The sequence below is a fragment of the Legionella sp. genome (assembly GCF_047605385.1).
Taxonomy (GTDB): domain Bacteria; phylum Pseudomonadota; class Gammaproteobacteria; order Legionellales; family Legionellaceae; genus Legionella.
In genome coordinates, this window is sequence record NZ_JASGFU010000009.1 from 49,577 (window position 1) to 63,892 (window position 14,316).

Below are 14,316 nucleotides of genomic sequence, written 5' to 3' on the forward strand. Positions count from 1 at the left end.
CTTGAATTAAATATTCAATAACGTGTACACTGTTGGTTAAATATTGTGTTGAATCAACAAATGGGAAGGGTTCAGCGTTGGCTAAAATAATTGTTATTACATCTGGTAAAGGCGGAGTAGGAAAAACTACTTCTTCAGCAGCTATATCTTCAGGTCTTGCTCTTCTGGGACATAAGACGGTAGTGATTGATTTTGATATTGGGTTACGTAACCTCGATATCATTATGGGTTGTGAACGTCGTGTAGTTTACGACTTTGTCAACGTAATCAATAATGAAGCCAGTCTTAATCAAGCGTTAATTAAAGATAAACGTCTGCAGAATCTATATATTCTTCCTGCATCGCAAACACGTGATAAGGATGCCCTAACTCTTGAAGGTGTTGAACGTATTCTGAATGAACTGGCAAAAGAATTTGACTTTATCATCTGCGATTCGCCTGCAGGCATCGAAACAGGAGCATTAATGGCAATGTATTTTGCCGATCATGCTATTGTAGTTACCAATCCAGAAGTGTCTTCAGTTCGCGACTCAGACCGTATTCTTGGTATTCTTTCTAGCAAAACTAAAAGAGCTATTGAAAAATCTGCGCCAGTACAAGAACATTTATTATTAACTCGTTATGATCCTGAGCGTGTAGAGCGCGGTGATATGTTGTCAGTTAATGATGTGAAAGAAATTTTAGCGATTCCATTAATTGGTGTAATCCCGGAATCTAAATCAGTACTTAAAGCGTCTAACACAGGAGTTCCTGTGGTGCTTGATGAAACCAGCGATGCAGGTATTGCCTATCAAGACGCAATTGCCCGTTTTCTTGGAGAAGAAAGACCGATGCGCTTTATTACGAACGATCGTAAAGGATTGTTACGTCGCCTATTCGGTAAGAACAAGGAGGAAGTAACGGTATGAGTATATTTAATTACTTACGTAGAAGAACTGCGTCAGCTTCAGTTGCTAAAGAACGCTTACAGATTATTATTTCTCATGAGCGTTCTCAGCGTAACACTCCGGATTACTTGCCACAATTGCAAGAAGAAATTTTGGCAGTTATTGCCAAATATGTTCATGTAACTCGTGATCAGGTCAGCGTGAACCTGGAGCGGATGGGTGATAATTCTGTATTAGAATTGAACATCACCATGCCTGATGACATTGCCGAAGAAGCCTGATACTCGTTGAGAAAACTGTTTGCAGTTTATTCCTCACTCTTCTTTCTATTAGGCTTTTTGTATTTTCTCCTGCCATATTATAATTTCATTTTAATGCTACATTTACTTGCAAAGAATTCAATTAATTCTCATCAAAAGGAACTTGAATGAACTTTAAAACAATAAAAAATTCTTTATTAGTTATCCTATTATTTTTTTTGCTCGGCATTAATAGCACACTATATGCAGAAGATTCCTTGAAAAGGATTAAATCAATTGCTGATACAAAACAACTTGTTTCAGAAGCTCCTGCTAAAAAAGAACAAGAAGCTGGAGAAAATTGGGGAGCAATAGCTGTAGATACTGCAAGCCATAATACAGATTGTGCTTATGGCGTAGGTGGTGGTGCAAATAAAGAACAAGCAGAAAAATATGCTGAGAAATTTTGTGTTGATGCAGGTGGAGAAAAATGTAATGTCGTTATCATCTATCAACAATGTGCAGCTTATGCACTATCTAAGGAACATAAGGGTATAGGTATAGGTGAAACCAAGGCTCTAGCAGAACATAGAGCTAAGACACAATGTAAGGATCGTGATTGTTATATCGTTGTTTCAGATTGCAATGAGTAACACCTCAGTAATATTTATTTCATCGAAGACCTCTATTCACCGCATTCATTGAATAAACATGCACTAATTGTTATCATTTCGCCGGTTTAATAAACTGACGCTCTACTCCCGATAAAAAATAATATATAGGGGCTAAATAATGGTACAAATAAGCAAAATTACCGTAAGTCTGATGATCTTATCATTTCTCTCTTCAACAAACCAAGCAGCAACAGATCTATTTACTTCTGGTCGCTTTTCATACAATGGCTCCATTGGCTATTTATCAGGTAAGTCAAAAGAATTTGTCTATGACAGCTTCACCGGAGACAAAATAAGCCAGCTTAATTGGAAGATAAATGGTGAGCCAGTGATTAAAGGCGAGCTAAATTATAAAATTTTTTCCTGGCTGGACGCAAACGTGCAAGGTTGGACTATTGTGAGCACAGGCAATGTAGTGATGGATGATTATGATTGGCTTGTTCCCGGACAATATCATTGGAGTGATTGGTCACATCATGAAGACACTGACTTAAATCAAGCTAATGAATTTGACTTAAACCTTAAAGCATGGTTTCTTCAACATGACAATACAGCATTAGCAGGAATTTTCGGATATCAGCGTACACGTTTCAGCTATGTAGCAATTGGTGGTTGTTATATGTATAACAATGGTGAATCCATTGGTTGTTTCCCCAGCACTGAAAAAGGAATTGGTTATAAACAAACCTTTAGTTCACCCTATATTGGTATCGCAAGTAAATATTTTGTCAATTCATTTGAATTTAATGGGGTCTTCAAATTCAGTAATTGGGTAGATGCACGTGATGTTGATCAACATTACACAAGAGCTTTAACGTTCAAAGAAGGTGCGGATGACTTCCAATTTTATAATATGACCATAAATGCAGGTTATTATCTCAGACCGCAAATTAAACTCTTTGCTGAAGGAGCATTTAACTACTTTCCTAATAAGAAAACAGCAACAACTATTATTGATCATGATTTAAGAATAGTTGAGTATGAAGGCAATGATTCAGCGGGGTTAAATAATAGAAATATGGTTTTGGCAGTAGGAATTTCTTATACTCCGGCTAGTGTATAATAATATTTAAATAATTAAAACCTTAGCTCCAGGATTGTCTTTTACCCAATTAGCCACATACTCGATATGATTATTTTTGCCAACAGCAATGCATCCTCGCGTAGAGTTCGGCAAGTTGTTTAACCAACTAAACCAACTTGATAACTGAGTTGGCCCATGGATTCCTATATCTCTACCTGTATATCCTGCAGCTAATTGCTTTGAAGTTGGATAGAGAATTGGAATAAAGACTTTAAATTGAGTGGATTTTCTTGGATGAGCTAACCTATACAAACCAATTGGAGTTTTATTATCACCCTCTTGTTTTTTACCGACTCCTTTGTAGCCAAGAGCTACTTTAAAAGTTTTAATAACCGTGCCGTGTTTACAAATATTTAAAATTCGCTTTGCAGTGTATACATTAATTCCGTCTAATAAGGAACAAGTTGCAGTACTAGCAAATAAAGTAGAAGGAAAAAAAATAGAGATTGTTAAGTAAATTGCTTTTATTTTCATACAATTAGACAAATATTATCGTAATTAGCTAATAATTATTCCATAAAATCGTCTTTATTCATAGGATTAGCGGACTAAATCTATTTACTCCATTTCGTAGAGAGCCGCGCCTACCCTCCTATCAAATTTAGTTTATACACTAATCGAAGCACTAACAAACCTGAACTACTCATGAACATTAATCATCTCGCATAATTGTTGCCGACATAGCGTACAACCGGATACTCTGCTTATCCTCTTGGGCTAAAGCTAAAATTGAAAAATGTATTCAAATATATGAATAAGGGGCCATCAGGTTTGATGATACAGTGCTTTAAGTAACTACCGAGGTACTTTTCCCCCGCCCTTGAAAAAAATGCTCAACTAATTCAAGGGCAAGGCTATTAAATTTACTTCAAAATTTATTCTGCTAGTGATAAGGTACTTCAGACTCAGATTTTTCAATCATCGTTTCATGCTCCAGATCTGTTGCACAAGGTTTCTTTTCTTTTGTTTCCTTTACCATAATAGGGCGTCGCAATTCATCATCGTTAAAATCATCAACGCGAATAACATCTTGACGTGCTAACTCAGCTTCTTTTAACTGTTGCGCTTCATCTCTAGTCAATAAACCACAAACGAATGCTTCTTCAATTTGTTCTAGTAAAGTAAGTGACTTTAATACATCATCTTTGACTGCACGAGTTACTTTTTTCTCTAAATCTTCTACCGCACAAATCTTATAAAACGCTTCTTCAAGTCGACCCACAGGGCAAGTATCACCCGCAATCTTATAAACAAGATGTGTCAGGCGAGAGCGTGTCTCATTGGGCGCAGTCAAAATTCTTGCTACTTTATGACCCAATTGATCACTTGGTTTATCACGACGACTTCCAAAAGGCTTAAGCACTAAATATAAGAAAACGCGCGCCCAACGTTGTGGAAAATTGTGAATCACTCCTTGCATTGCCATTTCACATTCATGTAATAAAGATTGACAGCTCCATTTCACTATAGGTAAATCGGCTTTAAGCTCTCCATCATCATAAAAACGCTTCAATACAGCCGAAGCAAGATATAGAGTACTCAGCATATCTCCTAAACGTGCTGATAATTTTTCTTTACGTTTTAAATCACCGCCGATCAAGGTCATTGAAAAATCAGCAAGGAAGGCAAAATTACTACTGTATTTATGCAATAATTGATAATAATGTCTCACACTACTGTCTGGAGCTTTAGAAAGATAGCCATCAGTCCAAGCAAAAATTAAAGACTTCGTAAAATTCGCAAGGATCAACCCAGCATGAGCAAAAAATGCCTTATCAAATTCAATTAGGTCATTTTTTCTAATACTTTCCAATTCCTTAAATACATAAGGATGACAACGAATAGCGCCCTGACCAAAAATAATCAAACTACGCGTTAAAATATTTGCACCCTCTACAGTAATTGCGATTGGAATCGACTCAAAACCTCTACCCAGATAATTATTAGGGCCAAGACAAATACCTTTACCCCCATGAATATCCATGGCATCTAATGACACCTGCCTTGCACGTTCAGTAGTATGATATTTTAATATTGCCCCCGCTACTGAAGGTCTAGCGCCATAGTCAATTGCCGCCGCCGCCATTGTTAAAGCAGAATCGATAATATAAGTATTTGCAGCAATACGTGCTAAAGGCTCTTCAATTCCCTCAAACTTGCTAATGGATTGATTAAATTGTTTACGAATACGCGCATAAGCACCAGAAACCAATGCTGCAGTTTGCGCTCCTCCATTGGCACTGGAAGGTAAAGAAATCGCACGCCCGGCACTCAAGCACTCCATCAACATACGCCAACCGTAACCGGCCATTGCCGCGCCCCCGATAATATAATCTAGAGGAATAAATACGTCTTTACCTTGCGTAGGACCATTTAAGAATCCGGTGTTTAATGGAAAATGGCGACGTCCTTTGATCACACCTTTAGTATCCGTAGGAATTAAAGCACAGGTAATCCCAATATATTCTCCTTTCCCTAATAAATTCTCAGGGTCAAACATTCTGAATGCCAACCCTACTACGGTCGCAACTGGACATAAAGTAATATAACGTTTGTTCCAATTTAAACGAATACCAATAACCTCTTTACCATTAAATTGACTACGATATACAACGCCACAGTCAGGAATGGATGCAGCATCAGAACCAGCATTAGGTCCAGTTAATGCGAAGCAAGGAATTTCACGACCATCTGCCAAACGAGGTAAATAATAGTTTTTTTGTTCTTCAGTACCATACTTCAAAAGTAATTCAGCTGGTCCTAGAGAATTAGGTACAGACACAGTGGTCGCTGCAGTAATTGAACGTCCATAGATTTTTACTAAAATAGACATTTGCGCAGTTGCAGAAAATTCCAAACCACCATATTGCTTAGGAATAATCATCCCTAAGAAACGATTGTCTTTAATAAATTGCCAAACCTCAGGTGGCAAATCAGTACGATTATGGGTGATATCCCAATCATCGAGCATGGCACATAAAGTATTTACAGGGCCATCCATAAAAGCTTGCTCTTCAGCAGTCAATTTAACCGTAGGCGTATTACGTAATAAGAAAAAATCTGGAGTGCCAGTAAATAAATCACCTTCCCAACTGACAGTACCTGCTTCTAAAGCTTCACGCTCAGTAGAGGACATTGTAGGCATAGCTTTACTTACTGTTTTGAATAAATGTATTGATAAAAGCTCACGTCGTAAAGGCGTAATTGCGCCAATAATGAACATGAGTTCGATAAAGCTTAATAGAGTTTTAGTAATAAAACTTGGAGAATCAAAATAAAAAATTAACGCGCTAAAGAGCGCAAAACTAATAGCCCAAACAGAAATTGCTGCTTGTCGTGTCAACAGTATCCCTGCAGCTCCCAAAGCAAGGATTACTAAAATAAGGTGTAGCACATTATTCTCCTTAATTATATACAAACTCGGTTCTTGTAGGCTTTCTGTATCGTTATAGTACACATAAAAATGTGTAAATCTAACAGAATCATCCCTCTTACTATTTCGTATTTAGTGTTGCCAACACGTCTATAATCTGTTTTACCACAGCCTGTGGATGCTCCATTGGAAATAAATGAGTGCCACTGATTTTAAAATAGGCTATATTAAAATTTTTCTTCATATAGCGTACATCCATTTTACCAACCACATTACTTTTGTCACCATAAATTAATGCCGCTGGGATTAATAATTTACCTTCATATTTAGGAATGATATGAGGGATTGTACGATAAATTTGGTATTCAATATGTCGATCAAAACGAAGATAATAGCCATCATCCAGATGTTCTAAACCATAATTAATATAGTCATTGAGGGACTGTTCACAGAAGGTTTTAAATAAACTTCGACTTTTTAAATAAGCCATAACTTGTTCATGATTTTTCCAAAATTCGCGTCGACCGCGAGTTCTGAATGCAGGAGTTACTCTGTCAATAATTCCTAAAGCTTTTGCTAATCGCACCATACTGGATTTAAATGGCCCTAATAAAGGAGAATCCAGCATAATCACTGCCTTAAAAAGTTCGGGTTGTTCAATGGCTGCTAATAAACTAAGTGCTCCACCTAAAGAATGTCCGAGCGCAATCACCGGACTTCTGGCCTGGCGTTTAACACTAGCAATAACTTCCAGCACTAAATTATACCAATTTTCACTCACTGGAAATGCAGGATCATGACCAATTCTATCAATATAGCAGCAATCGAAATTTTTTTGCCGTAGACCATCTAACATTTGCGTGTAGCATAATGCTGGAAAACCATTCCCATGAGCGAAATGAATTAGTTCGTTCATATACGCGCAACAGAGAGGCTTTCAGCTCTAAGCCCATAAAGAGCATAGCTGTAATAGGCAATGAGTAAAAAGAATAAAATCACTCCTGAGCCTTGGAATACACGATTCAAAGTGAGTATGATGATTAATAATAAAAGCATAGGAGTGCCGGCAACGATAAGTAAACGGGCCGAGGTGGCAAAATTTATTTTAAAAGAAAAGAAAATCGTTGAAAACGTTTGCCCCATCAGCGCAAGTACAAAAAAGCAAACTATAAAGATTGAGAAGAAAATTCCCACAATAATTGGGTAAAGCATTACTTGCGAAGCATATCTCAACCCAGTAATAGAATTTTGTTCCACCAGTTGTTTACCATTAAATACATAGTTAGTATTTTTATCAAAAGGTTGAACTATTACTTTTCCTTTAGTTGCCGATGGTGTTTGCAAACCAATGTTAAAAAGTTGAGGATTAGGCACCTTAAAAGAAATTTTATCTTTATTAATTAAGATACTCAAATAAGGATTTTCATCAGAAAAATTATTCACTTTTCCAGTGGTATCAATAATGACTACCTTTTGATTTTTATCATTACTGATAACGTAGGGCATAGGTTTATCAAACACAACTTCCCCATTTTGAATATAAAATACAGGAATTTTAGATAAAGGATCAATAATTTGCTCTCTAAAGGATTGATTTAAACTCGCTGTCATCCTAAAAAAGAACGGAATGGAAAATAAAGCAATAACCAGTAAAAGATAGAGAACGCCTAAACCTTTCCAGCGTTTACCAACATCCACGTAAAGACTACGCGAAAAAAAAGAACGCCAGATTGCAGACCAATAGCCATATACAGGAGTATCAATTGGTTTTAATTGTTTATTATCATTAATCACACCATTCTCCGATACGCTTTCCATTTTGTTTATGGAATACATGTAGTTTTATTTTAGGCAATACTACATAAAGTTGTCCACTCGCTATGGGTTTCTCAGCAGAAACACGTAAACTCAAATGGTTCCCATCATGTAGTGATTTTGCTCTGATTAATTTATCAGCGCCCATATCATCTACAAACTCAACTGCGATTGCAATTGCCTGTGGATGAGTGGCTTCACAAAGTTGGACGTGCTCTGCCCTAATGGCCATAACCAGTTCAGCTTTATTATCTAAGTTCATGGTCAATGCAGGAAGTGGATAATGAACACCAAATTCTGTTCGTATCATCGCATTGGGTTTGTCAAAAATTGCGTTAACGGTATTTAAAGGATAATGCCCTGTAAATCCGGCAACAAATAAGGTAGCAGGATTTTGATACAATTCTTGTGGTGTACCTATTTGTTCTACTACTCCTTGATTCAATACTATAATCCGTTCTGCCATGGTCATTGCTTCTGTTTGATCGTGAGTCACATATAAACTTGTTATATTGAGTTGTTGATGCAAACGTCTGATTTCATGCCGCATTTCAGTTCGTAATTTGGCATCTAAATTGGATAAAGGTTCATCAAATAAAAATACCGCAGGCGACCGCACAATCGCCCTGCCCATCGCTACACGCTGCTTTTGTCCCCCAGAAAGTGCATATGGCTTTCGTTCCATATAGGGTGTTAACTGCAATAGTTTCGCAGCATCTGTAACTCGTTGTTTAATTACATCCTTTTTGAAGCGACGCATTTTTAATCCATAAGCCATATTGTCATAAACGGTCATATGCGGGTACAAAGCATAGTTTTGAAATACCATAGCCATGTCACGTTTTGCGGCAGGTAATTCATTAATGCGTTCATTGTTAATTAAGATAGAACCAGAGCTAAGATCATCAAGTCCAGCAATCAAGCGCAACAGTGTTGATTTACCACAGCCAGATGGACCAACTATTACCATAAATTCGCCTTTTTTAATGCTGACGTTTATCTTATTCAAAATGGCTGCTTGCCCAATATGTTTTGAGACATCAACCAAGCGCACTGTCGCCATATTTACTTCAATCCTCGTTCAAACCATCGTTGCATTAACATCACCACCATACACGGTGGAACTAGAGCAATCAATGCAATAGACATAATGTAATGCCATTGTGGAATTTGATCTGCAACTCCTGCAAGATAACGAATTCCCATCACCACTGTAGCCATTTTTGTTTCCGTAGTAATTACCAAAGGCCACAAATACTGGTTCCAACCATAAACAAATAAAATAACAAATAATGATGCAATTTGTGTTTTTGATAAAGGTAATAAGACATTAAAAAAGAAACGTACCGCTCCTGCTCCATCTAATTTTGCAGCATCGACTAACTCTGCGGGAATGGTTTTAAAAAACTGACGAAATAAAAAAGTTCCGGTAGCAGAAACAAATAAAGGCAGTGTTAATCCAGTGAATGAATTTAATAATCCAAAAGAAGCAACAACTTGAAATGTAGGAACAATACGCACTTCAATGGGTAACATCATCGTCGCAAAAATTAAAGCGAAGCATAGTTTTTTAAAAGAAAAATCAAAATAAACCAAAGCAAAAGCAGAACCTAAAGCAATAACAATTTTGCCACAGGCAATTGCAAGTGCCATAACTAGACTATTGCAGAGCATAGAGGTGATGGGTTCACCACCAGTTACTGATAAACCTTGACTTAATACTGTTTTTATATTGTTTAGCAACAAAGAGCCAGGAAGCAAGGGAATATGAGATTGCAACATGGTAGTGCCTTCATGACTTGCAGCAACAATAGCTAAATAAATGGGTAGTAACATCAGTGCGATAAAAAAGCACAGAAAACCATGCGATAAAAAACGATTGATTAATTTCATACGTAATGAACCTTTTTCTCAAGATATTTAAATTGCACTAAAGAAACAATCACTACAATAATCATCAATAGCACTGACTGTGCCGAAGAACTACCTATATCCATGCCTTCAAATCCATCTTGATAAACTTTATAAAGCAAATTAGTCGTACTATTTCCTGGCCCGCCATGTGTCATCACATGGATAATGCCAAAGGTATCAAAAAAACCATACATCAAGTTCATAATTAATAAAAAAAAGGTTGTTGGTGAAAGCATAGGAAAAATAATTTGCCAAAACCTCTGCTTTGCACAAGCGCCATCAATAATTGCAGCATCAATTAATGATGAGGGAATTCCTTTTAAGGCTGCAAAATAAAATAAAAAATTATAACTAAATTGTTGCCAACTTGCGGTAAGAATAACGACTAGTAATGCCTGCTGTACATTATTAATGTAATCAAAATGAATCCCCATAGAATTTAATCCATGAGTTAGCCATCCTAATGTGGGATGGCATAAAAAACGCCAAAGAATTGCAGCGACTGCAGGAGCTACTGCATAGGGCCAAATTAATAAAGATTTATAAATTTTTTGCGACTTACTGCGGTTATTGACTAAATATGCCATCAATAAACCTAAACTCATGGTACAAAATGTCACGCTAAAAGCAATGATTAAAGTGACCCCTATGGCTTTACAATAACTGGAATCATGAAAAAGATCGAAAAAATTAGCCAGACCCGCGAACTGCTTATGCAAACCAAAAGCATCGGTATAAAAAAAAGAATGCAACAAGGCATTACATGCGGGCCAAATAAAAAAAACAAGGGTAATAATCAGTTGTGGAATAATAAAAATCCACGCATAAAAACGTTGATGATTAAATTTTGCCATTAACCCTACGTGTAAAAAGACCCCAAGAAGTCTGATTATATAGTTAAAGTACAGCAAGTAAAATGATTTGAATGATGATTACTATTAATACATGTTACTTGTCACATTCCCCTATTGCTCTCATTGTTTTCAATTTACACATAAAATAAGGCAAATTAAACACATAACCTAAAAGAACACATGCCTAAATCCTTATTTAAACCGCGTTTTTACAAATCTACTATCGAGCATATCAATCAGATTACCATCACTCATGCTTTAGCCTATGCTCCAGAACAAGGTACACCTGTTTATTTTAAAGATAACGGTTCCCAAAACGATACGGCCAAGCAATTAAATGATTTTAAACAAAGCAATAAATTCATTACATTTAAAAAACAATGTGAATTCTTACTCGACAAACTTAATCAATGGTGCGAACACAATGAAATTCAAAAAATCGTATACGATGATATAAAAATCAACACATATTACCCTGCATTTAAGTTATTTGAGCAGCGTTTATTTAACGGATATTACAGTATTCGCGAAATCATTTTTTATGATGAAGGTAAGAAAGCATTAGAAGAATTAGTTATTCTTCTTAATAATGAAGACATAGAACTTCATATTAAAAAAGATATTTTATCCAATTTACAAGAAAGCATTATCGTGTGTAGTGATGGTACTTTAACTAATATAGTTGATGCTGCAATTAGTTTAAAAGAATCATTACACTTCGATGCACTCCTCTATGGTATTAAACACGATGTCATTCGGAACCTTATTACGCTTTTCTTACAAACACGTTTCTCTGACGAAAATAATGAAATACATTGGAATAATGCTTTTTTTAACTACGTAGCTAATGATTATGGGCTTTCCAAAAAAACAGATAAGTTTATTGACTTGCTCCTTATTTCTGACAAAGAACTCCAAACGTTCCAAATGTGGCTGGAAAATAATTTAAAGCCTGATCTCATCTTAGAACCACTCATTAGAAAATTAAGTAACGCCTTTAAGAACATCCATCAACAATTTACCAAGAAGTTTTTTTCTGATGAGACAAAGCAAATTCCTTTTGATCATACAGTGAAAGCAGTAGCGGAGAGGCTCATTAATGACTGGAATAATAAATATTCCATGCTTATCAAACTTGATTTATACACGATGATGGAGATTGATGATGCGTTAAAAAATATCAGTTTGCCCTTAATTAATGAAGCCTGGTTTAAAGCGCAGATCACCAAAAAATTTAGAACACATTTTTTAACGTCAGAAATACAGCCTATTGAAATAACGAACACATCGAGATCACTTAAATTGACTTATGATAATGGGCAGCTCTGGTTTGAAGAAAATAACCATTTTTTTAATCCAGAACATTCTGAGCTTTTTTTAAAGATTGAACTATCGGATAGCAACATATACTGGTTTTTTGCCAACCAACTGCTCAAATTTCCTGGACAGTTGGCCACAATTGGTAAAATAATAACCGCTTCTGATGTCGAGATATCCAAAGTTCTTAGTCTATGGACAGATAACGAATATTATCAACTAATTAGCTTAGCGGCAAGTCATGACTTACTCAATCATCAATTGCTTACTGACGCTGCTGTCTTTTGGAATCTAACAGTTGATATTTATTCTCGACCCGAAGTTATTGATTTATTAATATATCTGATTGAAAAAGAGTTGGTGACTAGCAAACAACTAACATCCGCACCAACATCAAAAGACCATGCAGAGGTAAATTCCATTTGGATATTAGCAAACCAAATCCATCAACCTAAGATTTTTTCTTTATTGATAGCTCTGGTTAAAAAAAATCCAATAACACATGTTATTTGGATATTAGCAAAAGAAGCTTATCAACCTGAAATTTTCTCCTTATTGATGACCCTAATTGAAAAAGATCTGGTAACGAGTGAACAGTTGGCACTTGCACCAACTTCAGGAGAATATGTAGGGATAAACTCTATTTGGATGTTGGCAAATAAAATTGAGCAACATGGTATGGTTGATTTATTTGAACAATTAATTGATAAAAAATTACTCACACTCGAACAACTTACACTAGCAGCAGTAACCACACCTTATACTAAGAAAAATGCCATTCATCTATTGAAGGCCATGAATAATAAAAGGGAAGTTCACGATTTATTGCAAAAAATAATAAAATTGATACCTGCCATTGAGCAAGCACCTTCTCAAACTCAAGAAAGAAACAACCAGACATTAGTAACTATGATTAGGAATAGCTTTTTCTCATTTTTGTTTAGTCAAAATTCAAGAGGAAATAAAGAAGAAAACGCTCAGGAAAATAATAGACCATAACTAGAGATTAAGCCATTCTCAATAGAAAATTAATATTACTTGAGGTAAGATGGAAGAAATTACACAGTAACCAAGGAATTCATAGTGTACTTCGTACTCATAAAAAATCCAGGTTCTCACAGTAGATTGATTCTCGAAGAAGGCCCCACACCAGAATATAAAGAGAATCAACTCTTGGTACGTGTAAAAGCAACTGCCCTCAATCGCGCTGATTTAATGCAACGCTACGGAAAATATCCCCCACCACATGGTGAATGCGATATTCCAGGCCTGGAACTTGCGGGTGAAGTGGTTGCTGTGGGTTCTCAAGTGACTCAATTTAAAGCCGGTGATCGTGTCTATGGTTTAGTCGGCAGTGGAGCACACGCCGAATATTGCATTGTCGATGCTGCTTTAGCTCATCATATTCCTAAGAGTTGGGATTATGATTTTGCCGCAGCCTTACCCGAATCTTTAGTTACCGTTTATGCCTCAATATTTCATCTCGGAGAATTAAGGGCTGGACAAACATTACTTATTCATGGTGCAGGAAGTGGCATTGCTTCACTTGCTATTCCAATGGCAAAACAAGCAGGCGCAAAAGTAATTACTACAGTCGGTAGTGATATTAAAATTGAAAAAGCTTTCGCACTTGGAGCCGATCAGGTAATCAATCATCGCACCCACGATTTCGAAGATTTAATTCCGGAGCAGAGTATTGATTTAATTCTTGATTTTATTGGTGGTGATTATTTTAATAAACACCTGCACTTATTGAGACTCAAAAGCAAATTAATCCAAATTGCATGCCTCAACGGCAGTACAGTTGAATGTAATTTAGCATTATTAATGCGCAAAAGATTGCAAATTATAGGCTTTGTCTTACGCTCACAAACGATTGAAGAAAAAGCCTGTTTATGGAAAGCGGCACATGAACAATGGTTCCCATTGCTTGAACAGAAGAAAATTATGCCAATTATTGACTCTGAATTTCCATTAGCAGAAATTGAAACCGCCCAACAGTATATGCAATCAGGTAAACATTTTGGAAAAATAGTACTTCACGTAGACTAAAAATTGATATCAAATCAAATTAAGGTCAAAATTATTACATTAAAAACTCTTTGTAACTCCCCAGGTATTTAATTGAGCTCACCGGGCTTCCCCTCTCCACCGCGCGC

The 14,316-nt window shown here is 36.3% G+C and carries 13 protein-coding genes; 6 read left to right on the forward strand and 7 right to left on the reverse strand.

Annotation, left to right across the window (positions count from 1 at the left end; translation table 11 throughout):
• Window positions 1-77: 77 nt before the first annotated feature.
• The 4 genes from minD (at window position 78) to QM652_RS03710 (ending at window position 2,863) form a co-directional block, all read left to right on the forward strand.
• Window positions 78-908 (forward strand): septum site-determining protein MinD, encoded by an 831-nt coding sequence (minD, locus tag QM652_RS03695; RefSeq protein WP_415073023.1) that lies wholly within the window; start codon window positions 78-80, stop codon window positions 906-908.
• Window positions 905-1,168: a cell division topological specificity factor MinE gene (minE, locus tag QM652_RS03700; RefSeq protein WP_415072999.1), complete on the forward strand. Its 264-nt coding sequence runs from the start codon at window positions 905-907 to the stop codon at window positions 1,166-1,168. Before minD ends, minE begins: the two co-directional genes overlap by 4 nt.
• Window positions 1,169-1,314: 146 nt before the next feature.
• Complete coding sequence (locus QM652_RS03705) at window positions 1,315-1,779, forward strand: DUF4189 domain-containing protein (protein WP_415073001.1); 465 nt, start codon at window positions 1,315-1,317, stop codon at window positions 1,777-1,779.
• A gap of 139 nt (window positions 1,780-1,918) precedes the next feature.
• Window positions 1,919-2,863: an omptin family outer membrane protease gene (locus tag QM652_RS03710; protein WP_415073003.1), complete on the forward strand. Its 945-nt coding sequence runs from the start codon at window positions 1,919-1,921 to the stop codon at window positions 2,861-2,863.
• Window positions 2,864-2,869: 6 nt separating this feature from the next.
• Here the strand turns inward: QM652_RS03710 and QM652_RS03715 are convergent, their stop codons facing one another.
• The 7 genes from QM652_RS03715 to QM652_RS03745 all read right to left on the reverse strand — a co-directional run bounded on the left by QM652_RS03715 (window position 2,870) and on the right by QM652_RS03745 (window position 10,840).
• On the reverse strand, window positions 2,870-3,358 hold the full coding sequence (locus QM652_RS03715; RefSeq protein ID WP_415073005.1) for a L,D-transpeptidase family protein: 489 nt from the start codon (window positions 3,356-3,358) through the stop codon (window positions 2,870-2,872).
• 409 nt (window positions 3,359-3,767) lie between these two features.
• A complete protein-coding gene (locus QM652_RS03720) occupies window positions 3,768-6,278 on the reverse strand; it encodes an acyl-CoA dehydrogenase (protein ID WP_415073007.1) in 2,511 nt (836 codons plus the stop codon).
• Window positions 6,279-6,378: 100 nt separating this feature from the next.
• Complete coding sequence (locus QM652_RS03725) at window positions 6,379-7,173, reverse strand: alpha/beta hydrolase (protein ID WP_415073009.1); 795 nt, start codon at window positions 7,171-7,173, stop codon at window positions 6,379-6,381.
• Entirely contained in the window at window positions 7,170-8,093 is a 924-nt protein-coding gene (locus QM652_RS03730) for a DUF1189 family protein (RefSeq protein ID WP_415073011.1), read from the reverse strand. The genes QM652_RS03725 and QM652_RS03730 overlap by 4 nt, the downstream gene beginning before the upstream one ends.
• Complete coding sequence (locus QM652_RS03735; RefSeq protein ID WP_415073013.1) at window positions 8,044-9,135, reverse strand: ABC transporter ATP-binding protein; 1,092 nt, start codon at window positions 9,133-9,135, stop codon at window positions 8,044-8,046. The genes QM652_RS03730 and QM652_RS03735 overlap by 50 nt, the downstream gene beginning before the upstream one ends.
• A gap of 2 nt (window positions 9,136-9,137) precedes the next feature.
• Complete coding sequence (ugpE, locus tag QM652_RS03740) at window positions 9,138-9,965, reverse strand: sn-glycerol-3-phosphate ABC transporter permease UgpE (protein WP_415073015.1); 828 nt, start codon at window positions 9,963-9,965, stop codon at window positions 9,138-9,140.
• Window positions 9,962-10,840, reverse strand: coding sequence for an ABC transporter permease subunit (locus tag QM652_RS03745; RefSeq protein WP_415073017.1), 879 nt, complete (start codon window positions 10,838-10,840; stop codon window positions 9,962-9,964). The genes ugpE and QM652_RS03745 overlap by 4 nt, the downstream gene beginning before the upstream one ends.
• Before the next feature lie 180 nt (window positions 10,841-11,020).
• Here QM652_RS03745 and QM652_RS03750 point away from each other — a divergent pair, with 180 nt between their 5' ends.
• Window positions 11,021-13,156 carry a hypothetical protein gene (locus tag QM652_RS03750; protein WP_415073019.1) on the forward strand — a complete coding sequence of 712 codons (2,136 nt, stop codon included), beginning with the start codon at window positions 11,021-11,023 and terminating at the stop codon, window positions 13,154-13,156.
• Between the two features lie 84 nt (window positions 13,157-13,240).
• Entirely contained in the window at window positions 13,241-14,209 is a 969-nt protein-coding gene (locus QM652_RS03755; protein WP_415073021.1) for an NAD(P)H-quinone oxidoreductase, read from the forward strand.
• The last annotated feature ends 107 nt before the right edge of the window (window positions 14,210-14,316 follow it).